This window comes from Pectobacterium sp. CFBP8739 (assembly GCF_013449375.1).
Classification (GTDB): domain Bacteria; phylum Pseudomonadota; class Gammaproteobacteria; order Enterobacterales; family Enterobacteriaceae; genus Pectobacterium.
This window is the reverse complement of record NZ_JACDRR010000005.1, coordinates 692,990-716,836: the sequence shown is the minus strand read 5'-3', so window position 1 is coordinate 716,836 and position 23,847 is coordinate 692,990. Positions and strand designations below refer to the sequence as shown.

The following is a 23,847-nucleotide window of genomic DNA, read 5'->3' as shown; positions in this document are numbered from 1 at the left end:
CATATGATGTGGAGTAAAGGGAGTCGTGCAGAATGAGAGTAAATATTATTGGTACCAGTGGAAGTGGTAAATCGACACTTGCTCGCTGTTTGTCTGAAAAGTTGGTTATTCCGTACATTGAAATGGATGCGTTGTTCTGGCTGAAAGACTGGCAGGAGCGGACGGATATCGATTTTTTTCAACGACTTGAAAGCGCACTGGAACCTGAAAGTTGGGTGTTGGATGGCAACTATAATCGAACGCGTGAGATCAAATGGCGCAATATTGATGTCGTGATTTGGGTCGATTACAGTTTTAGCCGTACGCTTTTTCAGGCGGTACGGCGTGCCTGTGTTCGGGCATGGCGTAAAGAGGAGCTCTGGAGCGGCACAGGGAATAAAGAATCTTTTCTCCGCAGTTTCTTTAGTCGGGATTCCATTATTATCTGGACAATAAAAACCTATTCAAGAAACCGGAAACGGTATTTGGCGGATTTAGCCGATCCGCGTTATCAGCATATTCACTTTATTACGTTGCGTTCTCCTCGAGAATGTGAAGCTTTCCTGCAACACCTTCCCAAGGAAATACGCCTTCATTCGGCTTGAGTCGTTACTTTGGCGTCACCCGCCGGTTTTATTGTCAGCGTTGCGCCGATTGACGCGATGATAATAAAGATCAGCGCCATCCACTGAATAAACGATAAATGTTCGCCGAGAAAAAGAATCCCGGAGAGGGCGGCAATAGCGGGTTCCATACTCATCAGTGTGCTGAACGTTCTGGCAGGCAGACGAGTCAATGCCACCATTTCCAGAGAATAAGGGAGCGCGGTGGACAGAATCGCGACGGCAATACCGAGCGGAAGCATTGATAACGAAAACAGCGTGCTCTCTGCGTAATATGCACCGATAGGGCAGAAAATCAGTGCGGCAATGCAGGATCCTATGGCGACGGTGCCAGGCCCATGATTCGCCCCTGCTTTTTGCCCAAACAGAATATAGAGCGCCCAGCATGCACCGGCACCCACGGCGCAAGCTGCCCCCATCAGATCAACATTGCCGATATTGTGACCCAGCGGTAATAAGAACCACAGACCAGCAACGGCAAGAAAAACCCACAGAAAATCAATAGGTCTGCGTGAGGCTAGCATCGCAACGGCAAGTGGGCCAGTGAATTCCAGTGCGACAGCAATGCCGAGCGGTACCGTCTGTAATGAGAGGTAAAATAGAAAGTTCATCCCACCTAGCGTGATGCCATAAACCAGCAATGGCAGGCGGTTACTGCTAAAGCGCATCCGCCACGGCTTGAAGATGATGCACAGAATGATCGTACCTATACTCAGGCGTAACGCGGTTACGCCCGTTGCGCCAATGAGTGGAAACAGACTCTTGGCCAGAGCCGCACCGCTTTGGATAGAAAGCATTGAGATAATGATGAGCAATACGGGTACAAATGATGACGAGCGGTGGGAAAATAAGGTCATTCTTTTGGCCTTAAAATAGGTATAACATTCCGTTGCTATTATACCCAATTGTAAACAGTTTGTCTGGTATGAGTTGACTTTTATTGACCTTTATTTACGCATCATTTAATTGTTTTATTTTTGCTCAATTCAAAACGCATACAAACTGAGCGGGAAATTAAGAATCGTCTGTTTTACAGCCTTGAGGTGAATTTATTTTCAATCTAACTGTCACAATAAAAAAGCTAATGTAATTAGCGTGATAGGTTTGATTTGACAATATTTGTTACATCTAAAGGCTAATTGATAAATATTTATAGGGCGGTAAGCCTCGAATTTCTTTGTTATATTTACGGCGTTAGTTAGTCATTTCATAAAATGAATTTGAGGCTGTAAATATGAAAAAAATCGCGTGTCTTTCCGCTCTGGCTTGTGTATTAGCCGTTGGCGCAGGTTCTGCATTTGCTGGTCAAAGCACTGTCTCTGCTGGTTATGCTCAAGGTGATGCTCAGGGCGTACAAAATAAAGTTAAAGGCTTTAACTTGAAATATCGTTATGAGCAAGATAATAACCCACTGGGCGTTATTAGCTCTTTCACCTACCTGGAAAAAAATGGTAGCGATGACGGTCTGTACAGCAAAGGCCAGTACATGGGCTTTACTGCGGGCCCAGCTTACCGTCTGAATGACTGGGCAAGCCTGTACGGTGTTGTCGGTTTCAGCCATGGTAAAGTTACCAATAACGCGACCAACGGTCTGAACAACAGCAGCAATGACGATTATGGCTTCACCTACGGTGCTGGTGTTCAGTTCAACCCAATCCAAGACGTTGCTCTGGATGTCGGTTACGAACAAAGCCGTATCCGCAGTGTTGACGTTGGTGCTTGGGCTGTTGGCGTAGGTTACCGTTTCTAATCTAACCCTGTAGGGGGTTTACCCTCAGCATTGGTTGTTAGATGTGTCGGAAGAATCCGCTCTTTTCAGGGCGGATTTTTTTATGGGGAGCTTCCTGCCCACCCCCTTGCGGGTCATCGCAAACGGCATTTTTATGGCTGTTTGTCAAAGCAGTGACGAGTTTCGCCCGTCATTAGCCGCCATTTTCTAGTCGGTCGATATCCGGTTATTCTTGTTGCCATTGAGCAAAAGCCACCCTGTTGATCTGTTATAAGATTTTATCTTGACGTTAAGATTCTTTGTGTGAAGATGTTGATCATCAGGCAGTAGTGACTTGCTCAAGCTATTGAGGTTATACATGGTAGTGACATCAACGGCCCGCACGCGGGCTTTTCTTTTCTTCACGATTATCCTGTTGGGATTGAATTTACGCCCCGTACTGGCGGGGATTGGCCCGTTGCTGAATCAGATTCAGGCCGCAACGGGTCTGGATGACAGCATGGCGGGCATGTTAACCACGCTCCCCGTGTTCGCGATGGGGTGGTGTGCGTTATATGGCGGTCAGTTGCAGGCACGTCTGGGGGAGTATCGGGGCATCACATTGGGTATTGTGGTGATTGCCTTGGCGTGTGGTGTACGCTGGTGGCTGAATAGCGGCATGGCTCTGCTGGTGAGCGCCGCGCTTGCTGGGGGCGGGATTGCCTTAATTCAGGCGCTGGTGCCGTCGTTTATCAAACTCCATTTTGGCCGTCATAGCAGTCTTCTGATGGGGTTTTATACTACGGCGATTATGACTGGCGCGGCGTTTGCGGCTTCATCGGTTTCTCCGCTGGCAAATGTATGGGGCTGGCAAAGCGCGCTGGCCTGCTGGGGAATTGTGGCGTTGATTGCCACAGTGGCCTGGTGGTGTGTGCCTAAAGCGTATACCGCGAAGCAGGAGGCAGCGGCTGTTCTGGCGACGCGTAGAAGCGGGATGGATTGGCTGCTGATGGTGTTCTTCGGTATTGGTACGGGCGCATATACGCTGGTGCTGGCATGGCTGCCACCGTATTACATTCAACTAGGGCTCGATGCGACGCAAAGCGGCCTGATGTTGGGCGGATTAACGCTGACGGAGGTGATTTCCGGCTTGCTGGTGTCCACGTTTATCAACCGCTTTCCCGATCGCCGCAAGTTGCTGCTTCCTATCCTGACCGTGATGCTGGTGGGAATGATTGGGTTGATTGTGGCACCGCTGACGTTTACATATCCCATTATTATCATGCTGGGCATTGGCATTGGTGCGCTGTTCCCGCTATCGCTGATTGTGGCGTTGGATCAGGTAACCGAATCACATAAAACCGGTTCACTGATGGGCTTTGTGCAGGGCGGCGGCTACATCCTTGCCAGCCTGATGCCGCTGCTGGCTGGCTTCATTCGTCAGCATACGGCGGGTTTGGAGCAGGCTTGGATGATTATGACTGTCGGTGTGGTCGTGTTGATTATCATGGCGACCCGCTTTGCTCCGGTGAAAAGCCTGAGTCGCTAAGCGGTTTGTGGTGTTGCCAGCGAGCGGAAACCCGCTCGCTATCATCAATTTGTTGGTGTGCGATAACGCCATAGCCAGCGCCCGCTCATCAGGCGGCGGTAATAAAAGAAGCCGCGTACAATCCAATCAAAGAACATCCCCATCCACACGCCGATCACGCCAAAACCGAGCATCACGCCGAGGATATATCCCGCGATGACCCGACATCCCCACATACCAGCCATTGCCACCCACATGGTATAGCTGGCATCTTTCGCGCCTTTCAGACCGGCAGGGAGCACCCAAGACGCGGCCCAAATTGGCATAAATAGCGCGTTGAGCCACAGGAGATGTTTTGCCACTTCGATAACTTCCGGCTCATCGGTGTAAAACGATGCCAAAAAGCTGGCGCTGGGCACCGACAGTACGGCAAGTACGCATAGCCCAATATTGGACAGCCAGAATATGTGCTTCAACTGGCGTGTGGACTGCATAATCTGGCCTTTACCCAGTCGTGTGCCAACGATAATCGTGGCGGCGGCGCCGAGCGAATTGCCGGGAAGGTTGATCAGCGTTGAGATAGAGAAAGCAATAAAGTTTCCGGCAATGACTTCGGTTCCCATACCCGCGACAAAGCGTTGAGTGATCAGCTTGCCGATGTTAAACATCACCGATTCTATGCTGGCGGGAATACCGATACTGAGCACTTCATAGAGAATCGTCAGGGTAAAAGGTGCAAAGTAAGACTTGAAGGGAATACGCAACGCGCCGTTAAAACCGTGCATCAGCGTTAAAATCACGAATACTGCACCGATATAGCGTGAAATGGTGATCCCGATGCCGGCACCAATAAATCCTAAGCCATCCCAGGAAAAGGCACCGTAAATCAGCAGGCTACTGATGGCAATGTTGAGGATATTCATCCCAATGTTGATGACCATGGGCAACTTGGTATTGCCCGCGCCCCGCAACGCGCCACAGCCTACCAGCGCGATGGCGACAGCTGGATATCCCCACACGGTCCAGCGCAGGAACGTGAGGGCTAGTGCTTTAACCTGTGCGTCGGCCTGCCCTGCGATCAGATCGATAATCGCCGAACCGGCGAATTCAACCAGCGCGACTAGCAGAAATGATGACAGAACCAGTAATGACATTGACTGGCGAGCCGCAGAACGCGCCTGCTTTCTATTGCGTTGCCCCAGGCTGAACGCGACAACAACGGCAGTCCCCAACGCGACGGCGGTGAAGAATGCGATGATGACCATATTGAAGCTGTCAGCCAAGCCGACAGCCGCCATGGCCTCTTTACCTAGCCAACTGACTAGGAAGGTGCTGAAGACTCCCATCAACACGACGCAAAGGCCTTCAATAAAGATAGGGAAGGCGAGCGGTGAGATTTCTCTCCAGAAGAGTACGCGGTTGGAGTAACGCTTTTTATACCAGTCTGTATCTTTTAATTTTTTCATGAAACGGTCTTGGAAGTATCTCAAGTTTCCCTGTCAGTACGGTAAACAGAGCCACAAAGTGGTGGCTCGCAAATAGCATCATGTTGCACGGTACTTACTCATACCGTTTCACACAGTGACTTATCCATGCAGTTACGACTCTATTTTGTGCGATCGCAGCAGCATGGCTGTTTTTTAAAATAGCGTTCCTATTTACAGAGTATCAGCCGCCAAATTGATGTCCAGCCTGGATTGCTTTCCCAGCATGGAAAGTTGTTGCACGTGCGCACTATTTAATTTAGATTTTGCTTTATTAGATTAATCTAAATTAGTGGTGAGACGCAGATCATCAGCGATATCACCTTCTTGTCGGCTTAACGCCATGTTGAATGGTTGTATTATGACGGGTTTCAGCAGCTCAAAAGAGGATCACGATCATGCCAACGCCACTTGCTATCTCACCCATCCAAGCCCGCAAGTTATTAGATGAAGAGGCGATACTCATTGATATTCGCCAGCCGGAAGAGTACGCCCGCGAGCATATTGCGCAGGCGAAACTGCATCCGCTGAATTCTTCCGCCGGGTATGTCCTCCCTAACGATGCTAGGGAAGGAAAAACGGTGATTTTCCACTGCTTATCCGGCATGCGTTCGGAACAGAATGCTGGCCTGCTGGCACAGGCGGCTTCACCCGCAGCGGTTTTTCTTCTGGAAGGGGGAATGACGGCATGGAAAAAGGCGGGATTTCCGACAGAGGTGAATCATAAGCAACCAATTGACCTCATGCGGCAGGTTCAAATCGCCGCTGGCGTACTGATTCTGAGTGGTGTATTACTGGGTTACAGCGTAAACAGCGCTTTCTTCCTGCTCTCTGGCTTTGTAGGAGCAGGGTTGCTGTTTGCTGGGATGACCGGTTTTTGCGGGATGGCAAGGCTGTTAATGAAAATGCCGTGGAACCGAGCAACCAAGCGCTGATTTGCCGAGATAGTTAGCGGAGTGTTAACCACCAAAAATAGGGGCAGTAATATGGATATGAAAAACATTCCGTTTGGTACGACTGACTGGTCGAAAATAGAACCCACTGAGCATCAAGGGGAGACGGGAATCGCCTACTGGCGAACGCAGCGTTTTGATAATATTCGGGTGCGTATTGTGGAATATACACCTGGTTACCTTGCCGATCACTGGTGCTCAAAAGGGCATATTCTGCTGTGCCTTGAAGGCGAGCTTCATACGGAATTGGACGATGGTCGTGTTTTTGTCCTCAAACCGGGAATGAGTTATCAGGTTGCGGATAACGCAGAAGCCCATCGCTCCTACACGGAGACGGGGGCGAAGCTGTTTGTTGTGGATTGAGGTGAGGGGCTAATCTGGAGTACGGAAATCAGAGTACGGCGATTAGCCCTTGATTTAGTTAATCCCACCATCTGGCGCAAATTATTTTTCTGTGCTGGTTTTATGCGGAAAGTCACTGTTATGGCTTTATCGGGATTAACTGTATCTGTTTTTTGGCATGACTCTGGGCCCTAATAGTGCTACTTATATCGAATAAGGTAGCTAAACATGTCCAAAAATTTTTTGCTGATACACGGAGCATGGCAGGGTGCATGGGTCTGGAACACAGTACAACCGAAGCTGAAAGTTGACGGCAATACAGTAAAAGCCATCGATCTTCCTGGAAGTGGTGAGGATCAGACGCCGGTTACGGCCGTGTCACTCGATGCTTATGCCCGTAAAATTATTGACGCGGCTCGCGCGCTGTCCGTTCAGGGAAAAGTGACGCTGGTCGGTCATAGCATGGGAGGGGCCGCGATCACGTTAGCGGCATCACTCGCCCCCGATTTGTTTGAAAAACTCATCTACGTTTGCGCAATGCTTCCGCAAAATGGTGAATCTGTCGCTATGTTGGCTGAACAAAGCAAGAAACTGGGGACTGAAGGGCCGATTGTACAGCCTCTCCTTGATAAAGGCGTTTTGGTATTAGTCCCTGAAAAAATTGCATCTACGTTCTTCAATGACGATGCGGAAAATGACACTGATTCTCTCCTTGCACAGTTTAAACCGCAACCCATTCAGCCTTTGACTGAAACCGTCACATGGACAGAAGGATTCATCAATTTGCCAAAAGCTTACATTGTTTGCACGCAAGACCTCGCTATCTCTCCCAAACTTCAGCAGAAAATGGCTGAAAAAGCGAATGTCGGTACCATTTACACACTTGATGCAGGGCATGAACCTTTTTTCTCTCAGGACGAAAAACTAAGTGAGATACTGCTAACAGTGTGACGGTGAAGGTTAATCATGAATTCACCATAACATATCTTTCTTACGGGCAATGAAGTGTCTCTCACCCGATATGCACAAATTTTGTGCATCACATTAGTACAGTCGCCAATTGATGGGCGACTGGTTCACTAACTCCCCACTTTTATTTTATCCGTTTGATGTGAAGGTATTTAAAATAAGAAATCATGAGATTGTTTAGGCAGCGATCTTGACCTATCTTGAATAGATATACCTTATTCCAAGGAATAAAGGACATGTTCAAGCGTTGCTCTCTCAACACTGCACTGATAGCGGCTATTTCTCTTTCGGTTTTTTCTGCACCGATTTATGCCAACCCTAGTAACGGTAATGGAGGAAGTCACGGTAATAGCGGTGTTCATGGCAATAAAAGTCATAGTTCTGGAAAGGGAAATGACGATCACGGAAAGCGTAAAAATGAAGCCAGACTAAACCGTGTCGATGCTGATATCAGTTTCTCTCAGGCTCGCTCCCTTGCGCTGACTTATGGTCTGGTAGGGTATCAATCGCTTCCTCCGGGGATTGCTAAGAATGTGGTTCGTGGGAAACCATTGCCACCAGGTATTGCGAAGAAAACATTACCTGCTTCGATGATTCGAGACTTGCCTCATTATGTTGGTTATGAGTGGCGAGCTGTGGGTAAAGACCTTGTTCTCATTGCATTAAGTACCTCTATTGTGACGGCAGTCATCAATGGTGTTTTTGATTAATACATACCCGTCTTATTACACCACGTTGCAAAGAAAGCGATCTGTGCATCAACTCGCCGACACGTTCAGCAAGGAGTTGGTTTCTTACTTGTAGCAATTGTAACTGCGTGAATCGCCCATCATCCCCCGCCAAAGGAAAGAATGCCTGACGGCTGCGTTCCCCATGTTTCACCGCATTGGTGTTACCCATGGGAGCGCCTGCATCGGTACGTTTTCCTCCCTAGGCGGACGGTCTTGATTGTTGGTTATGTTTTTTATCGTCTTTCATGGCGGCGTAGCGGTTAGTTGATGGATGTGCGCGCGTTAAAATTCAAAAAGACGGTAGTTCACCATTTTGATGGTAAACGCCTGTGCGTATAAAAGACGCACAGAATCTGGATCATATTATCTTTCACACGGTAGGCGATGATGTTGGGATAGTGGGGGCAACTACAGATGCTTACAATATAACCCATCCCCGTCCTGTAGCGTATATTCCTTCTCGGCAGGTTTGGCGGCTTTGATCTCGGTATTGGTCAGCGGGGTAGTTATACGAGCCATCGTAGTTATACGCTTTTGTAGGTATATGGGGCGGTATAACTAAACGTATAACCAAACTTTCCGGCTGTAAACGGGGTATGCCGATAGATAACAGGCAACAAAAAACCCGCAAACTCAGTGAGAATGCGGGTTCTTGTGGGGTTTCCGGTAGTAAACGATACTTACCGAATATGTATTTGGTCGGCACGAGAGGATTTGAACCTCCGACCCCCGACACCCCATGACGGTGCGCTACCAGGCTGCGCTACGTGCCGATGCTATGGGCATTTATACTACCTTTTCCTGACCTTATTGCAATAGCCTGATGGAACGACTGCTTTAGATTTAGGCAGTTAGTTGGCAATAAAGCGCCTTTCATCCGTTAGTACCTGCAAGAGCAGGGCAAGCTGTGGTTTTTCATCATTCAGCCGATTTCCCTCCATGTCGTAAGCCCGGTAGTTGCCGTTGCTTTCCAACACAATGAGCTGATCCTGCGTTGTGATTATCAGCGTGCCGCCATTGCCGTTAATCAACCACGGAGAGCGTCGTTGGGCAGAGAAGAGGTCTTCACCCTGTGAATAATCATCTGTGCTGTTTTTAACATGGAGCAGGCGCTGCATCAGCGTGGTCATGACGTCCTTGTTGTCCGTCATTTTCGTAATAGTCTGCGCAGGAGTCTTCGGCCAATGAACAATGAGCGGCGTTTGCCACTGGCTTCGCACAAAACGTGCCGCATTGCCGGTGTTGGCATTCTGGTTTTGTGCCGTTGTTATGATGACGACGGTATTATCCAGAATGTTTTTTTCCTGCAGGGTGCGAATAATGTGGCCGATCTGGCGGTCAACGTCCTGAATATTTACACGGGCATTGGGTTCTGTCCCTTTGCCATCTGCGGGTTTCGGCGCGCTGCTGAGTTCAATGTAAGAGAACCAAGGGGCAGGGTTATTATCGCGGTTGAGCCACTCCTGCCACTGCGCGATGATGATATCGCCGCTTTGCTGCTGTGGTGCAGGCAAGGAGAAATCAGAAAGAAGCGCTTGGCGATAGAGCGGGCTGTTGAAGCCGTTCGTCGAAAAGAGCCCGAACTGATAGCCCTGCTGGCTTAATGCGGTGATTAATGCTGAAGGTTTACGTGCGCTCAGTACACCATCCATATAGGTCGTCGAGAGGCCGTAAAACAGGTTAAACAAGGCGGCATCTGGCTGTGAACCTGAATCATAATGATCGCTGAAGCGCACATTTTCTGCGGCGAAATGTGACAGGCTCGGCATGCGATTCTGCATTACATCAGGTGGGGTATCGTCGATCATCACCATCAGCAGGTTGTAGCCGCTGCCGTTATCGCGGAAGGTGATGTTATTGAGCGGATACTCCACCATTATGGCTTCAGGATTACCCTGCTGCGTTAGCCGGCGCTGATATTCCTGTGCATCCAGCAGACCATGTTTCTCCAGAAACTTGCGGGCTGTCATCGGATAAGACAGCGGCAGATTGGCGCGTTGCATTGTAATCGGGCGATAGAAATTGGCATCGGCCCAGATATATATCAGGTGTGACGCAAAGAACGCCGAGATGAAAACGCCCGCCAGCGGTTTGCCAAAGTGGCGGCGATTCAGGCTGCGTAATTTTTGCCAGCACCAGGTGCCGAACAGCATTTCCACCATGAAAATTAACGGAATGCCAATAAACATCCACTGCCAGTCGCGGGCAATTTCGCCTTGCCCCGGGTTGACGACAAGTTCCCAGACGGTGCTGTTGAGGTGCAGGTGAAACCGTGTAAAGACCTCAACATCCACTAACAGTATCGTCAGCCCAGCCGTTGCCAGCGCCGCAGACAGGAACCTCAGCAGGCGCTGCGACATCACAATAAATGTGAGCGGGAAGATGACCAGCAGATAGGCGGCAAAGACGATAAAACTGAAATGACCGAGCCAGCTAACTAGCGCGTAAATTCGACCGAACAGGGAGGTCGGCCAATCGGCAACAAACAGATAGCGGCTACCCAGCCCCAAAGTGAGCAAAATGTTGAACAAGGCGAACCAGTGTCCCCAACTGATCATCTGGGAGACTTTTTCGCGGTAGCGCTGACGGTTGGTTACCATACGTTGGTCAAAACTTAGTGAGCTTTATCGGCTTTTTTAATCGAAGCTTGTAGGGCTTCAGCGAAAGAACGCGCCATAACCTGACGTTGCGCAGGCGCTATGCTGGTGTTAATCAGGTTTGTCACCATATTACCGAGCACCATCAAAGCAAGATCGGTCGGGGCGCGGTGTTTTTCCAGAACATTGACCATCTCAGAAAGCAGTTGTTCAACGTGTTCGTCACTATAACGGGATGATTGTGGCATAAAATGGCGTATCTCAAGCTGGTAAAGTCGCTTATCTTACCGTATAGGCTTATGCTTTTCCGCACTTTTATCATTACCGTACTTTTATCCCAAACGGACTTTTATCAATAAACGGACTTTTATCAATAAGTAGTGTAGACGCTTAGCGCGTGTAAGGTATGAAGGGCGGCTTTATGTGTTGCGGGCTGTCCGCATCAGTGTTTGAATACGCGCCTTGCCAAAAGGAGAGTTTATCATGAGTCTGGATATCGCCCAGATTGCCCTGCATCAGCTGATTAAACGTGACGAACAAACGCTGGAAATGGTGTTGCGTGATACCCTGCTGTCGACCAACGCGGCAGTCGAAGAGATGATGGCTGAACTGCATCGCGTCTACAGCGCCAAAAGTAAGGCCTATGGGCTGTTTAATGAGCAAAGTGAGCTGGCAGATGCGCTGCGAGCCTGTCGCAAAGGGGATGAGGACTTTCTGAGTTTCTCCCGCGCGGCCACCGGGCGCCTGCGTGACGAGCTGGCGAAGTACCCGTTTGCCGAGGGCGGTATTGTGTTGTTTTGCCAGTACCGTTATCTGGCGGTCGAGTATTTACTGATATCGGTGCTTAATAGCTGCAATAGTATGCGGGTTAATGAGCAGCTGGATATCAGCACCACGCATTATCTGGATATCAATCATGCCGATATCGTTGCACGTATCGATTTGACCGAATGGGAAACCAATCCAGAATCTACGCGCTATCTGACGTTCCTGAAAGGCCGCGTCGGGCGAAAAGTCTCTGACTTCTTCATGGATTTTCTGGCCGCGTCAGAAGGGCTGGATACCAAAGCGCAAAACCGTGGCTTGTTGAAAGCGGTCGATGAGTATTGTGATGAAGCGCAGTTAGATAAAAACGAGCGTCAGAATTACCGTCAGCAGGTGTATAGCTACTGTAATGAGCAATTGCAGTCCGGTGAGGAAATCGAGCTGGCATCGCTGTCGCAGGAATTACCACCTCTGGGTGAGAAAACTTTTCAGCAGTTTTCAACTGAACAGGGTTATGAGCTGGAAGAGAGCTTCCCTGCCGATCGTGGAACACTGCGCCAGTTAACCAAATTTGCCGGCAGCGGCGGTGGCATCAGCCTGAATTTTGATGCGCTATTGCTCGGTGAGCGGATTTTCTGGGATCCGGCGACGGATACGTTGACGATTAAAGGCACACCACCGAACTTGCGTGATCAGTTACAGCGTCGGACAAGCAGCGGTAAGTCGTCTGAATGACTTGAATTTGTGATAAAAAAAACGCCGCATAAGCGGCGTTCTTCTTTTCCGGCGTCCCGGAAAACAACTTCAACGCGAACTAAACGCGAACGAAGTCGATGTGAGTCAGTTTTGGCTTGTAAACGTGACGTTGTACAGCCTGAACTTTAACTTGTACTTCTTTGCCATCGATAGACAGAGTCAGTGCAGTACCGTAGAAGCCTTCTTTCGCTTCTTGGTTTTTCACTGAGTCGTGATCCAGTTCGATAGAAACTGGTGCTTCTGAACCACCGTAAACGATGGCTGGGAATTTACCAGCGGAACGCAGGCGGCGGCTCGCACCCTTACCCTGATCCTTACGTACTTCTGCTTTGATAGTAATCATTTTATTCTCTACTTATATAAAGTAACCCTGCTACAGGCGACCCAGCAGCAGGCGGGGTTATTCAGCTTTTGCGAACAAAAGCGGGCTGAATTCTAGCGGAATATGGCTCTGCGGGCAAATGAATCTCGGAATTACTCGTCATACTTCAAGTTTCATGTGCGTTGGCAGCGTTCTGTCACCCGAATCACTTACCTGAGTAAGCTCATCGGGATTCCCTCACTTGCCGCCTTCCTGAAACTCGAATTATTTAGAGTATACCTTAGCCGCGGAGCTCATTGGCGCGACGGAAACGCCCCTGATAGTCAAAGAGCTTTTCACGGATTTGCCAGAATGTTCCGTGTTTGCGAGCGACAACAAAATCGGGAGCACGCAGTAAGGCCTGCTGCTTGATAACGTCGGCGGCATGCTGCCAGTTAAACGGTGTTCCCGGCGCGCGTTGATGAACGCGTAAAAATTGTTGCAGGAAAACGTGGCGCTGCGCGGTGGAATGCAGGCGAAAACGTTCACTCACATCGGCCCCGTCTTCATCGTGGTAGATGATTTTCAGCCATTCTCCTTTTGCATCTTGCCCCTGCTCGAAGCTCATGCCACTACAGCGTAAAACCAGAGCGTCTTTCAGCTTAAGCGCTGCTTTCAGCATGTCATCGGGATCGACCAACACCTCGTTACACTGGTGGCAGCGCCGCGCCGCGATATCATTTTCCGCACCGCAGTGCGGGCAGACTTTAAACCGGAACCGGAAATCACATTGCTGGCGTTGGCCGTTTTCCGCCATGTCCCACCCCTGACAGCGGCGGCCATAGTGTTCGATGACATCGCCGTCTGGAGTGGTTTTTCCCCAAAAGAGGTTGGCAAAACCGCAAGCAGGGCAGAAGACCTGCACTGGCTGGCTACCGGCATGCGGTTTGCTGTTGCCGACTTCTGGCGTATAGAGATCGTGTGGGTTGCCCGCGTAATCCAAAATCAAACAGTCCGTTTTCCCCGGATATAAGCGTAAACCGCGCCCGACGATTTGCTGATACAGGCTGATAGACTCTGTTGGGCGAAGGATGGCGATAAGATCGACATGCGGGGCATCAAATCCCGTTGTTAGCACCGCCACGTTGACCAGATATTTCAGCGCCTGTTGTTTAAAGGCGTCAATCAGCGCATCGCGCTCGGCTGCTGGCGTATCGGCGCTGACCAATGCCGCCTGACCAACCGGTAATAAAGCCGTAATTTCTTTGGCGTGTTCGACGGTGGACGCAAAAATCATCGCACCGCGCCGCGTTTGCGCATAATCGATGACCTGACTGATGATGTGCGGCGTAATGCGCTGCTGACGTTTGAGTTCGAGGTTCAGGTCAGCTTCACTGAATAGCCCGTTGCTGCGGGCGACGAGCTTGCTGAAGTCATATTGCACTATCGGCATATCCAGCCGATCAGGCGGCACCAGAAAGCCATGTTTGATCATATAGCGCAGCGGTAGCTCATAGATGCAGTCGCGAAATAAACAGCGCTCGTCGCCACGTATCATACCGTGATAGTGATATTGGTATATCCAGCCTTTGCCAAGCCGATAAGGCGTGGCGGTTAAGCCGAGTAGCCGCAGCTGTGGATTGGTTTTTTGCAGATGCTGGATGATTTGTTGATATTGGCTGTTATCGTCATCGCTAATTCGGTGACACTCATCAATGATCAACAGAGAGAACGCATTATCGAACTGGTCGAGGTTCCGTGCGACAGACTGTACGCTGCCAAAGACCACTTTCCCCTGACTGTCTCGCTGTTGCAGCCCAGCGGCGAAGATATCCGCATCCAGCCCCCAAGCGCAGTATTTGGCATGATTTTGCGCGACCAGTTCCTTAACGTGCGCCAGCACCAGAACACGGCCGCGAGCCAGTCGCGCCAGTTCGGCGATGACCAGACTTTTTCCCGCACCGGTAGGTAAAACGATAACGGCCGGTTGGGTATGGCGGCGAAAATAGTCGAGGGTGGCGGAAACAGCCTCACGCTGGTAAGGCCGTAGTGTGAACGAGGAAGACGGTGTGAACGAGGCAGACGGCGTGAACGACATAACTAGTGCTGACAGATTTTACTGGTGCTGGTGGTAAAGCCCGCATCGAGCGGGATAAATTTCCCACGTTCAGACAGAAATTGTACCAGCATCGAGGCCGTCATATTTTCGGCGGAACAGGTATGAAAACGCGCAGCACTGCCGAAGCGGGCTTCTATCGTGCTAATCAGCTGTTCGGTGGTAAATGATTCACCGGATGCGATCATCATTTGCAACACTTCATGACCGTGAATAGATGACATAGGGTTATCCTTAAAATGTAAAAATTGCCCTTATTATGCCTGTTGATAATACCCAGTGCGAGGGATAAGCAACGGTTGTGCAGCCTGAAGGTCGGCTAAAAAGAGCCACTTATGGGCGGTGAATTGCAGGACGCGTGAACAAACCCTCGTTATACTATCCCCTCACAATTTAGGGTCTCATGATTTGAGACTGGCTGTTATTTGAGATAGGTAGTGAGCTTTAATGCGATTGGACAAATTTTTATCCCAGCATCTGGGAATTAGTCGTTCTCTGGTGGCGCGTGAACTGCGTGCGCAGCGTGTGACCGTTGACGGTGACGTGGTGAAGAGCGGTGCGTTCAAGCTATCCCCCGAGCATAACGTGGAATTTGATGGCAATCCGCTGGAACAGCAAACCGGCCCGCGCTACTTCATGCTGAATAAGCCTCAGGGCTATGTCTGTTCAACGGACGACCCCGATCATCCCACCATTTTGTATTTTATGGATGTCCCGGTGGCGCACAAACTGCATGCGGCAGGCCGACTGGATATTGACACCACGGGGCTGGTGCTGTTAACGGACGATGGACAATGGTCGCATCGTATTACTTCGCCTAAGCATCAGTGTGAAAAAACCTACCTAGTGACGCTGGAGCAACCGCTGGCCGAAGATACCGCCACGCAATTTACAGCGGGCGTACAGTTACATAACGAGAAGAATCTCACTAAACCCGCTACGCTTGAGAAGATAACGGATCATGTCGTTCGACTGACCATTAGCGAAGGTCGCTATCATCAGGTGAAAAGGATGTTTGCGGCGGTGGGGAATCGGGTTGTGGAGCTACACCGCGAGCGTATTGGCGACATCTGGCTGGATAGTGAACTGGAACCGGGGGAATTCCGAGAATTAAGCGATGAGGAGATCGCCAGCGTAAAATAATGCTGTATAGCATGACCTTCTTTCTAATCTGGAGTTATTAGTGCAATTACGCCGCTCTTCTCATCTTGGGCTGATTTTTATCCTTGGCCTGATTTCGATGCTAATGCCGTTAGCCATCGATATGTATTTACCTGCATTACCGACCATTGCTAACGAGTTTGGCGTGGGGGATGGACACGTCCAAATGACGCTCAGTACCTATGTGCTGGGCTTTGCGATTGGCCAGATGTTCTATGGGCCGATGGCGGATAGCCTAGGACGCAAGCCTGTGATCCTCGGCGGTACGCTGGTTTTTGCGTTTGCGGGCGTGGCCTGTGCGCTGGCACAAACGGTAGAACAGCTTATCTACATGCGTTTCTTGCACGGGGTTTCTGCCGCTGCCGCGGCGGTGGTAATTAATGCTCTGATGCGCGATATGTTCTCACGGGATGATTTTTCTCGCATGATGTCGTTTGTCGTGTTGGTGATGACCGTCGCGCCGCTCATTGCGCCGATTGCCGGCGGCTGGCTGCTGTTGTGGTTTAGCTGGCATTCTATTTTCTGGACGATCTCTGGTGCGGCTTTTCTGGCAGCCGCGTTGATTTTCTTTTTTATCAAAGAAACCTTACCGCCTGCGAAGCGGCAGAAATTTCATCTGCGTACCACTATCGGGAATTTTGCCATCCTGTTCCGCCACAAGCGGGTGTTCAGCTATATGGTGGCGAGCGGGCTGTCGTTTTGCGGCATGTTTTCCTTCCTGAGCGCTGGGCCATTTGTGTATATCAATCTGTATGGTGTGTCGCCTCAGAATTTTGGTTATTACTTTGCTCTGAACGTCGTCTTCCTGTTTGTGGTGACGTTGTTTAACAGCCGTAATGTGCGGCGGTTGGGCGCGCTGGCGATGTTCCGTGCGGGGCTGGTGGTCCAGTTTGCGATGGGGATATGGCTGGTGATTGTCTGCCTGTTCGATCTCGGGTTCTTACCGTTGGTATTTGGCGTTGCGCTGTTTGTTGGCTGTATTGCGATGGTTGCGTCGAATGCGATGGCGGTGATTCTCGATGATTTCCCGCATATGGCAGGGACGGCCTCGTCGTTGGCCGGCACGTTGCGCTTCGGTCTGGGCGCGATTGTGGGCGTTATTCTATCTCTGGCTTCATTCAATAGCGCCTGGCCGATGGTGCTATCAATGGCACTCTGTTCGATAGGGGCCTTTCTGCTTTATCTGTACGCAATCCGTTCCTCCGCATCCTGATTTTCCTTTCTTCTCAGGTGCAGGAAAGGTATTCCTGTACCTGAGTCTGTTTTCTTCTTTCTTCATTTCCTTTCTGACGGCGACAACCTGCTATGGTATTTTGTTTTGTGAATGTAAAATAGTTGATCAGAAAGTGAATTAACGGGTCGAAAAGAGTTGAGATATTAAATAGAAAAGGTTACATATAGCCGGAAAAGAAGAAAGATTCGTGATCAATTTGGCATTAATAGTGCTTGCAATCAGGCTTTTTCGCTACTAGCACGATATGAAAAAAGCGTGTTTGTTGTTTTTTTGTTCACGAAAGGTGGCGAGAAATGGTGTAAACACGCTATCATGATAAATATGTTACTATTTTGTGAATTATCACCTGAGGAAAACAGTAGTGGACAGTTTCCAACTTTCGGTAGTGCATCGTTTGCCGCAAAGTTATCGCTGGTTATCGGGTTTTGCAGGCGTCAATGTTGAACCGATTCCGCTGAGCGGCAGAGAAGAAGAGAATAACCTGATTGGCCTCAAGCTGTTGAGTCATGACGGCGATATTGCATGGAAAATCATGCACCAGTTGCATCAGTCTCTGTCTGAGATTCAGGTTGAATGCGCCGTTCTGGAATGGGAAGGCGAACCGTGCCTATTTTTACATCGCAATGATGAAAGTACGGCAATGTGCCGTTTGAAGAATGTCGGTGTCGCTATCGCTGAGTCCGTATCGGCACAATACCCCTTTTAAACCGCAGCGTCAGCTCAGCAGTCGCTGCGGTATTCCCACATTATGCCGACGGTGTTTACGTCGTGTAGGATGAAAACTGTAGTAATTCCCGCGTGTAATTTGCGGCAGGTTGCGTGAAGACTTGTTTACATTCGCCTTGCTCAACCACTTCGCCTTGTCGTAGCACAATAACCTGATGGCACAGTGAGCGAATAACCTGCAAATCATGGCTGATAAACAGGTAGGCGATTTTATGCTTTTTCTGTAATGACTTTAGCAACGCCAGAATTTGCGCCTGAACCGTTCTGTCCAGTGATGATGTCGGTTCATCAAGGATCAGCAGCTCCGGTTGCAGTATTAGGGCGCGAGCGATAGCGATACGCTGACGCTGACCGCCAGAAAATTCGGAGGGATAGCGGTAGCGGGTCGCAGGATCCAGCCCAACTTCCTGCATCGCCTCAACCACACGCTGGTCGCGCGCCTCTTTGCTTAACTTATGATGGACGGTTAATCCCTCAGCAATAATTTGCTCCACATTCAGCCGTGGGTTCAGCGCGGAGTTCGGATCCTGAAAGACAACCTGAATCCGATGGCGGAAAGGCAGCATTTGCTTACGGGTTAGCCCTTGCAAGGGCTGGCCGTCAAACCAGATATCGCCGCGTGATTGAATCAGGCGCAGCAGCGCGAGTCCGGTCGTGCTTTTTCCTGAACCGGATTCCCCCACTAGCCCCAGACTTTCACCACGTCTCAAGGTGAAGTTGATATTGTTCACTACCTGCTTTTCGTCAACAGTACGGCGCAACAGGCCGCGTTTGATGGGAAACGAAACGTGCAGTTTTTCCACCCGCAGGAGTGGCTCGCCGTCATCCTCTACTGGAAGCGGTTCGCCTGATGGTTCTGCATCCAGCAATTGGCGTGTGTAAGGGTGTTGCGGTGCGCTGAAAAGCTGCTGGCAGCGATTATGCTCAACGGCCTGACCGGCTTTCATGACCGATACGCTATCCGCTAACTGACGGACAATATTCAGGTTATGGGTGATGAACAGTAAACTCATCCCCAACTCCTGTTTCAGCTCATTCAGTAATTTCAATATTTGCGCCTGAACGGTCACGTCCAGTGCCGTTGTGGGCTCATCGGCAATCAACAAATCCGGCTGTGTCAGCAGCGCCATCGCAATCATGACGCGCTGGCGTTCCCCGCCGGAAAGCTGGTGTGGAAAGTCGTTCAACCGGCTTTTCGCCTGCCGAATCCCTACGCGATCCAGGCAGGTGATGACTTCGCTGCGGGCAACCTCGGTGCGCATCCCACGGTGGATCGACAGCACTTCAATCAGCTGTTTCTCAATGCTTTGCAAAGGGTTAAGCGACACCATCGGCTCCTGAAAGATCATCGCGATCCGGTTTCCGCGTATCTGACGCAGTGTTTTTTCATCAGCATGCAACAGCGATTGTCCGGCGAAGCGGATATCCCCTTGTGGATAAACCACGGGTGGGGAGGGAAGCAAACGCAAAACCGACAGCGCGGTGACGCTTTTCCCCGAACCCGACTCACCGACCAGCGCCAGCGTCTCACCCGAGTCCACCGTCAGTGAAAGCTGGTCGACAACGCGCTGCTCCTGCTCGCCTTTGCGGAAGGCAATGCTGAGATTATCTATCTGCAATAAAGGTGAACTGGACATATTAATGCGCCTTGCTGGGGTCAAAGGCGTCGCGCACCGCTTCGCCGATAAAAATGAGTAAGGAAAGCACGATGGAAAGCACCATAAACACGGTAATGCCCAGCCACGGCGCCTGAAGGTTATTTTTCCCTTCCAGCAATAAGGTGCCTAATGATGGTGAGCCCATCGGCAGACCAAAGCCGAGAAAGTCCAGCGATGTCAGCGTGGTAATCGAGCCGCAGAGAATGAAGGGCAGATAAGTCAGCGTGGCGACCATCGCGTTTGGCAGCATGCAGCGGAACATAATCGCGCGGTCGCTGACGCCCATTGCCTGTGCAGCGCGAATATAGTCAAAATTTCGGGTACGCAGAAATTCTGCTCGCACCACGCCAACCAGACTCATCCAGCCGAAAAGGACGGTAATGCCTAATAGCCACCAGAAATCCGGCTGAATCACGCTGGATAGCAGGATAATGAGAAATAATGTCGGCATACCTGACCAGACTTCGATAAAGCGTTGGCCCCATAGGTCGAGGCGCCCGCCGTAATAACCCTGTGTCGCCCCGACGGCGATACCAATCACGCTGGACAGGATCGTAAGCGCCAGACCGAACAGCAGTGAGATACGGAAGCCATACAGCACCTGTGCAACCACGTCTTTCCCCTGGCTGTCTGTACCCAGCCAGTTCTGCCAGTTTGGTGCAGAGGGGAAGGACGCTGTAGTGGCATAGTTGATGGTGTCGTAACTGTAGTGAATCAGCGGCCAGATGGCCCAACCGTGGCTGCTGATACGCTCGGCGATATAAGGATCGCGGAAGTCAGCGGTGGTATCTAACTGTCCGCCGAACGTCCTCTCGCTGTGATCAATGAGAACCGGCGTATAGAACTCTCCGTCATATTTCACTAGCAGCGGTTTATCATTGGCAATGAGTTCGGAAAACAGACTGACGATAAACAGCACCATGAAAACCCACAGCGACCAGTAACCGCGACGATTACTTTTAAAACGCGCCCAGCGCGCCTGATTAATCGGGCTTAAGCGGCTCATTGGCGTCCCTCAAAATCGATACGCGGATCCACCAGCGTATAAGTCATGTCGCTGACGATGTTCAGCAGTAAGCCGATCAGCGTGAAGATATACAGCGTACCGAACATGACGGGATAGTCACGTTGCAGCGTGGCGTCATAGCCCAACAGGCCCAGCCCGTTGAGGGAGAACATCACCTCAATCAGTAGTGATCCGGTAAAAAACATACTGATAAACGTGGCGGGGAAGCCGGCGATAACCAATAACATGGCATTACGGAACACATGGCGGTAGAGAATACTCTTTTCATCCAGCCCTTTAGCGCGCGCGGTAACCACGTACTGCTTACGAATTTCATCCATAAACGAGTTCTTGGTGAGCATTGTTAGCGTGGCGAAACCGCCAATGACGGAAGCCAGAACCGGTAGGGCGATATGCCACAGGTAGTCGGTAATCTTGCTGTACCACGGCAGGGTATCAAAATTGCTGGAGACCAGCCCTCGAAGCGGGAACCAGTCCAGGTAACTGCCCCCCGCGAACAGCACAATCAAAATGATCGCAAACAAAAACGCCGGAATGGCATAGCCGATAATGATTAACGTGCTGCTCCAGGTATCGAATGGCGTGCCGTTCTTCACGGCTTTTTTGATGCCAAGAGGAATGGAAATCAGGTAGACGATCAGCGTACTCCACAGCCCCAGCGTGATGGAAACCGGCATGCTTTCTTTAATTAATTGCATCACCGAAGAACCGCGAAACAGGCTGTCGCCGAAGTCAAAGCGGACATAATCCCACAGCAATTTAAAGTAGCGCTCATGGATCGGTTTATCGAAGCCATAGCGTTTGGTGATTTCTTCGATCACTTCTGGGTCGAGGCCGCGTGAACCGCGATAAGCGTTCTCGATATTGGGTGCGCCGCTGGTGCCCGCCCGTGCCATACCGGCATCCATTCCGCTATTAGCGGTATAACCGCTGCCGTGGCCCATCTCAATCGCCGCAATGGCCTGATCCACCGGGCCGCCAGGGGCAATTTGTACAATGAAGAAATTAATTGTGATGATTGCCCACAGGGTTGGAATAACCAGCAAGAGGCGGCGTAACAGATACGTTCCCATTTTGATTCCTTAACGTCGCTCTGCAGGCAGCGTAGCCGCCTTTTGGTTATCGAACCACCAGCCATCGAAGCCCAGTGAATAAGCAGGGCGCACAGCGGGCATAGCAAATTTGTTCCAGTAGGCGAAGCGGTCATGATTGGAATACCACATCGGAATCATAAGCTGATTCCAGGTCAAGACTCTGTCCAGCGCGCGGCCTAATGACAGCAACGGGACTTTCTGCCCCTGATGCTTAACGATTTCTGCGATGAGCGAATCAATCGCGGGATCGCTGACGCCGGAAGTATTGTAGGTTGAGTCGATATACTGCGAGCTCCAGCGCATTTGCAGACTGTCATCGGGGTAGATGAACGCAGGGTACACCGTTGCCGTCATATCTAAATCGCGCTTGCGCAGACGGCTGTTGAACTGCGTACTGTCGATGTTACGCACGTTCATGGTGATACCGAGTTTTTTCAGGCTCTGTTGAAAAGGCAGGACATACTGCGAGTTGCCGGCGCTTGGCAACAGCAGTTCAAACGTAAATGGCTGTCCGGTTTTGCGATTGACCAGCTTTTGATCTTTCAATTCCCAACCGGCTTCTTCCAGCAGTTTGAGTGCCTTAAGCCAGTTTTGTCGATCATAGCCGCTGCCGTCGGAAGAGGGCGGTTGATAGCTGGGGCCAAAGACCTCGGCGGGTATCTTGTCTTTCAGCGGCGTCAGCCAGGCCAATTCTTCTGCACTGGGTTCGCCTTTAGCGGCATACTCGGTGTTTTGGAAATAGCTGTTGGTACGCTGATAGGCGTTGTAATACAGCGCCTTGTTCATCCAGTTAAAGTCAAATGCCAGCGCTAACGCCTGACGCACGCGTCGATCCTGAAACAGTGGGCGTTGGGTATTGAATACCAGCCAGCGCGTAGACTGAGCGGATTGATTGACCTGATCCTGTTTGATGATGTAGCCACGCGCGAAGTTACCGCCCTGATATTGGGTCGCCCAGTTTTTTGGCGAACCTTCCTCACGCAGGTCGAAAGCGCCGGCTTTAAACGCCTCCAGCGCGACACTGTCATCCATATAGTAGTCGTAGCGAATTTTATCGAAATTGTATTGTCCTTTATTGACCGGTAGATCGGCACCCCAATAGTCTTTCACGCGAGAATAGGTGACATATTGTCCGGTACGATAGGCGGTGATGCGGTAAGGCCCACTGGCCGGAGGCGGATACGCTAGCGGTTCGTTGAATTTGTGATTCTTCCAGAACTTCTCCGGCATGATTGGCAGCGTCAGCAGGCTGAACATGCGGTTTTTGTCGGATACGGGAAAATCGAAACGCACAGTCAGCGGGGCAACGGCCTTAGCGGTGACATCTTTAAAATAGATGCGGAACTGCGGCACACCCTGCGTCATAAACATATTGTAGGTGAACGCGACGTCAGCGGCGGTGATCGGTGAGCCGTCATGAAAGCGGGCCTTGGGATTCATCTCGATTTCAATCCAGCGGAAATCCGCTGAATGGCGTGTTGTCAGGGCAACCAGTGGATAATAACTGCCGGGTTCGTCATCAGAAGAAACAAAGAGCGAATCATAGAGGCGTTCAGTGCGTGCCGCTGCCACGCCGCGTAGCGCGTAACGGTTGAAGTTGTCAAAGGTTCCTAGCGCGCTGAGAGTGATGCTACCGCCTTTGGGCGCATCGGGATTCACATAATCAAAATGGCGGAAGTTCTCAGCGTATTTGGGCTCCCCCAAAAGTGCAAAACTGGCGCTGTTTTCAATCGTTTCGGCATGCACCCCAAAATGGGCTGTGCAAAGCAATACGGCAGCGATAACGCGTTTTAACATCTGACGGTAATCTCCTGCGAGTGGACGTTATCTGGCAGGGTATCGTCTGATGCAGACATACCATACCGTAACCTCAACAATGCCGATTTCCTCGGCATAAAGTTCTTGAAATAATTAACATTCCCATCGGGAAGCGGCGTGTTTTCTTTTTATCATGAAATCAGGTGATAAACCTACCTTAATCACGGCCTGTTAATGTTTCAGGTTGTTGAACAAGTCATATTTTGCGCAGTGTGCCGCAGAAGGGGAAGAATTCAGTGATATTCGGGGGAAGCAGCCATAAAAAAACGTAGGGAAC

The 23,847-nt window shown here is 50.5% G+C and carries 22 protein-coding genes, 1 tRNA gene and 1 pseudogene; 11 read left to right on the top strand and 13 right to left on the bottom strand.

The window, feature by feature from the left end; genetic code table 11:
* Window positions 1–32: 32 nt before the first annotated feature.
* Window positions 33–584 carry an adenylate kinase gene (locus H0247_RS03980; protein WP_180741337.1) on the top strand — a complete coding sequence of 184 codons (552 nt, stop codon included), beginning with the start codon at window positions 33–35 and terminating at the stop codon, window positions 582–584.
* Here H0247_RS03980 and rhtA read toward each other — a convergent pair.
* Entirely contained in the window at window positions 572–1,459 is an 888-nt protein-coding gene (gene rhtA / locus H0247_RS03975) for a threonine/homoserine exporter RhtA (protein WP_180741336.1), read from the bottom strand. The two genes, H0247_RS03980 and rhtA, sit on opposite strands and share 13 nt — an antisense overlap.
* Window positions 1,460–1,836: 377 nt before the next feature.
* On the opposite strand from rhtA, the gene ompX reads away from it, so the two are divergent.
* Window positions 1,837–2,352, top strand: coding sequence for an outer membrane protein OmpX (gene ompX / locus H0247_RS03970; RefSeq protein ID WP_180741335.1), 516 nt, complete (start codon window positions 1,837–1,839; stop codon window positions 2,350–2,352).
* A gap of 337 nt (window positions 2,353–2,689) precedes the next feature.
* A complete protein-coding gene (locus H0247_RS03965; RefSeq protein WP_180741334.1) occupies window positions 2,690–3,859 on the top strand; it encodes an MFS transporter in 1,170 nt (389 codons plus the stop codon).
* A gap of 44 nt (window positions 3,860–3,903) precedes the next feature.
* Here H0247_RS03965 and H0247_RS03960 read toward each other — a convergent pair whose 3' ends face one another.
* Window positions 3,904–5,304 carry an EmmdR/YeeO family multidrug/toxin efflux MATE transporter gene (locus H0247_RS03960; RefSeq protein ID WP_180741333.1) on the bottom strand — a complete coding sequence of 467 codons (1,401 nt, stop codon included), beginning with the start codon at window positions 5,302–5,304 and terminating at the stop codon, window positions 3,904–3,906.
* A 416-nt stretch (window positions 5,305–5,720) separates the two neighbouring features.
* Here H0247_RS03960 and H0247_RS03955 point away from each other — a divergent pair, with 416 nt between their 5' ends.
* The 4 genes from H0247_RS03955 (at window position 5,721) to H0247_RS03940 (ending at window position 8,296) form a co-directional block, all read left to right on the top strand.
* On the top strand, window positions 5,721–6,257 hold the full coding sequence (locus H0247_RS03955; RefSeq protein WP_180741332.1) for a rhodanese family protein: 537 nt from the start codon (window positions 5,721–5,723) through the stop codon (window positions 6,255–6,257).
* Between the two features lie 51 nt (window positions 6,258–6,308).
* Window positions 6,309–6,638 carry a DHCW motif cupin fold protein gene (locus H0247_RS03950; protein WP_180741331.1) on the top strand — a complete coding sequence of 110 codons (330 nt, stop codon included), beginning with the start codon at window positions 6,309–6,311 and terminating at the stop codon, window positions 6,636–6,638.
* A gap of 207 nt (window positions 6,639–6,845) precedes the next feature.
* Complete coding sequence (locus H0247_RS03945) at window positions 6,846–7,568, top strand: alpha/beta fold hydrolase (protein WP_180741330.1); 723 nt, start codon at window positions 6,846–6,848, stop codon at window positions 7,566–7,568.
* A gap of 254 nt (window positions 7,569–7,822) precedes the next feature.
* Entirely contained in the window at window positions 7,823–8,296 is a 474-nt protein-coding gene (locus H0247_RS03940; RefSeq protein WP_180741329.1) for an anti-virulence regulator CigR family protein, read from the top strand.
* 444 nt (window positions 8,297–8,740) lie between these two features.
* On the opposite strand, the pseudogene H0247_RS03930 reads toward H0247_RS03940, so the two are convergent.
* The 4 genes and pseudogenes from H0247_RS03930 to H0247_RS03915 all read right to left on the bottom strand — a co-directional run.
* Window positions 8,741–8,836 (bottom strand): annotated as a pseudogene (locus H0247_RS03930) (integrase); the annotation flags it as partial.
* Between the two features lie 177 nt (window positions 8,837–9,013).
* Window positions 9,014–9,090 (bottom strand) — tRNA-Pro (locus H0247_RS03925).
* Window positions 9,091–9,168: 78 nt separating this feature from the next.
* Window positions 9,169–10,917, bottom strand: coding sequence for an LPS biosynthesis-modulating metalloenzyme YejM (gene yejM / locus H0247_RS03920; RefSeq protein WP_180741328.1), 1,749 nt, complete (start codon window positions 10,915–10,917; stop codon window positions 9,169–9,171).
* A gap of 14 nt (window positions 10,918–10,931) precedes the next feature.
* Window positions 10,932–11,162 (bottom strand): YejL family protein, encoded by a 231-nt coding sequence (locus H0247_RS03915; RefSeq protein WP_180741327.1) that lies wholly within the window; start codon window positions 11,160–11,162, stop codon window positions 10,932–10,934.
* A gap of 235 nt (window positions 11,163–11,397) precedes the next feature.
* On the opposite strand from H0247_RS03915, the gene yejK reads away from it, so the two are divergent.
* Window positions 11,398–12,414, top strand: a complete 1,017-nt coding sequence (gene yejK / locus H0247_RS03910) for a nucleoid-associated protein YejK (RefSeq protein WP_180741326.1) — start codon at window positions 11,398–11,400, stop codon at window positions 12,412–12,414.
* A 79-nt stretch (window positions 12,415–12,493) separates the two neighbouring features.
* On the opposite strand, the gene rplY is transcribed toward yejK, so the two are convergent.
* From rplY to H0247_RS03895, 3 genes are all read right to left on the bottom strand, one after another.
* Entirely contained in the window at window positions 12,494–12,778 is a 285-nt protein-coding gene (rplY, locus tag H0247_RS03905) for a 50S ribosomal protein L25 (RefSeq protein WP_180741325.1), read from the bottom strand.
* A 259-nt stretch (window positions 12,779–13,037) separates the two neighbouring features.
* Window positions 13,038–14,834, bottom strand: coding sequence for a DEAD/DEAH box helicase (locus tag H0247_RS03900; RefSeq protein ID WP_180741324.1), 1,797 nt, complete (start codon window positions 14,832–14,834; stop codon window positions 13,038–13,040).
* Window positions 14,835–14,836: 2 nt separating this feature from the next.
* Complete coding sequence (locus H0247_RS03895; RefSeq protein WP_180741323.1) at window positions 14,837–15,076, bottom strand: YecH family metal-binding protein; 240 nt, start codon at window positions 15,074–15,076, stop codon at window positions 14,837–14,839.
* 223 nt (window positions 15,077–15,299) lie between these two features.
* Here H0247_RS03895 and rsuA point away from each other — a divergent pair, with 223 nt between their 5' ends.
* The 3 genes from rsuA to H0247_RS03880 all read left to right on the top strand — a co-directional run bounded on the left by rsuA (window position 15,300) and on the right by H0247_RS03880 (window position 17,953).
* Complete coding sequence (rsuA, locus tag H0247_RS03890) at window positions 15,300–15,995, top strand: 16S rRNA pseudouridine(516) synthase RsuA (protein ID WP_180741322.1); 696 nt, start codon at window positions 15,300–15,302, stop codon at window positions 15,993–15,995.
* A 40-nt stretch (window positions 15,996–16,035) separates the two neighbouring features.
* Entirely contained in the window at window positions 16,036–17,226 is a 1,191-nt protein-coding gene (locus H0247_RS03885) for a Bcr/CflA family multidrug efflux MFS transporter (protein WP_180741321.1), read from the top strand.
* 382 nt (window positions 17,227–17,608) lie between these two features.
* Complete coding sequence (locus H0247_RS03880; protein WP_015839902.1) at window positions 17,609–17,953, top strand: YejG family protein; 345 nt, start codon at window positions 17,609–17,611, stop codon at window positions 17,951–17,953.
* Between the two features lie 55 nt (window positions 17,954–18,008).
* Here H0247_RS03880 and yejF read toward each other — a convergent pair whose 3' ends face one another.
* From yejF to H0247_RS03860, 4 genes are read right to left on the bottom strand one after another with little or no spacing between them, the layout of a single operon-like run.
* Entirely contained in the window at window positions 18,009–19,610 is a 1,602-nt protein-coding gene (gene yejF, locus H0247_RS03875; protein WP_180741320.1) for a microcin C ABC transporter ATP-binding protein YejF, read from the bottom strand.
* 1 nt (window position 19,611) lies between these two features.
* On the bottom strand, window positions 19,612–20,637 hold the full coding sequence (locus H0247_RS03870; protein ID WP_180741319.1) for an ABC transporter permease: 1,026 nt from the start codon (window positions 20,635–20,637) through the stop codon (window positions 19,612–19,614).
* On the bottom strand, window positions 20,634–21,731 hold the full coding sequence (locus H0247_RS03865; protein ID WP_180741318.1) for a microcin C ABC transporter permease YejB: 1,098 nt from the start codon (window positions 21,729–21,731) through the stop codon (window positions 20,634–20,636). Before H0247_RS03865 ends, H0247_RS03870 begins: the two co-directional genes overlap by 4 nt.
* Before the next feature lie 9 nt (window positions 21,732–21,740).
* Window positions 21,741–23,549, bottom strand: a complete 1,809-nt coding sequence (locus H0247_RS03860; RefSeq protein ID WP_180741317.1) for an extracellular solute-binding protein — start codon at window positions 23,547–23,549, stop codon at window positions 21,741–21,743.
* Between the last annotated feature and the right edge of the window lie 298 nt (window positions 23,550–23,847).

Coding starts and splice junctions, on each gene's coding strand:
- H0247_RS03980 (WP_180741337.1), top strand. CDS start 33: ATGAGAGTAAATATTATTGGTACCAGTGGAAGTGGTAAATCGACACTT.
- rhtA (WP_180741336.1), bottom strand. CDS start 1,459: ATGACCTTATTTTCCCACCGCTCGTCATCATTTGTACCCGTATTGCTC.
- ompX (WP_180741335.1), top strand. CDS start 1,837: ATGAAAAAAATCGCGTGTCTTTCCGCTCTGGCTTGTGTATTAGCCGTT.
- H0247_RS03965 (WP_180741334.1), top strand. CDS start 2,690: ATGGTAGTGACATCAACGGCCCGCACGCGGGCTTTTCTTTTCTTCACG.
- H0247_RS03960 (WP_180741333.1), bottom strand. CDS start 5,304: ATGAAAAAATTAAAAGATACAGACTGGTATAAAAAGCGTTACTCCAAC.
- H0247_RS03955 (WP_180741332.1), top strand. CDS start 5,721: ATGCCAACGCCACTTGCTATCTCACCCATCCAAGCCCGCAAGTTATTA.
- H0247_RS03950 (WP_180741331.1), top strand. CDS start 6,309: ATGGATATGAAAAACATTCCGTTTGGTACGACTGACTGGTCGAAAATA.
- H0247_RS03945 (WP_180741330.1), top strand. CDS start 6,846: ATGTCCAAAAATTTTTTGCTGATACACGGAGCATGGCAGGGTGCATGG.
- H0247_RS03940 (WP_180741329.1), top strand. CDS start 7,823: ATGTTCAAGCGTTGCTCTCTCAACACTGCACTGATAGCGGCTATTTCT.
- yejM (WP_180741328.1), bottom strand. CDS start 10,917: ATGGTAACCAACCGTCAGCGCTACCGCGAAAAAGTCTCCCAGATGATC.
- H0247_RS03915 (WP_180741327.1), bottom strand. CDS start 11,162: ATGCCACAATCATCCCGTTATAGTGACGAACACGTTGAACAACTGCTT.
- yejK (WP_180741326.1), top strand. CDS start 11,398: ATGAGTCTGGATATCGCCCAGATTGCCCTGCATCAGCTGATTAAACGT.
- rplY (WP_180741325.1), bottom strand. CDS start 12,778: ATGATTACTATCAAAGCAGAAGTACGTAAGGATCAGGGTAAGGGTGCG.
- H0247_RS03900 (WP_180741324.1), bottom strand. CDS start 14,834: ATGTCGTTCACGCCGTCTGCCTCGTTCACACCGTCTTCCTCGTTCACA.
- H0247_RS03895 (WP_180741323.1), bottom strand. CDS start 15,076: ATGTCATCTATTCACGGTCATGAAGTGTTGCAAATGATGATCGCATCC.
- rsuA (WP_180741322.1), top strand. CDS start 15,300: ATGCGATTGGACAAATTTTTATCCCAGCATCTGGGAATTAGTCGTTCT.
- yejF (WP_180741320.1), bottom strand. CDS start 19,610: ATGTCCAGTTCACCTTTATTGCAGATAGATAATCTCAGCATTGCCTTC.
- H0247_RS03870 (WP_180741319.1), bottom strand. CDS start 20,637: ATGAGCCGCTTAAGCCCGATTAATCAGGCGCGCTGGGCGCGTTTTAAA.
- H0247_RS03865 (WP_180741318.1), bottom strand. CDS start 21,731: ATGGGAACGTATCTGTTACGCCGCCTCTTGCTGGTTATTCCAACCCTG.
- H0247_RS03860 (WP_180741317.1), bottom strand. CDS start 23,549: ATGTTAAAACGCGTTATCGCTGCCGTATTGCTTTGCACAGCCCATTTT.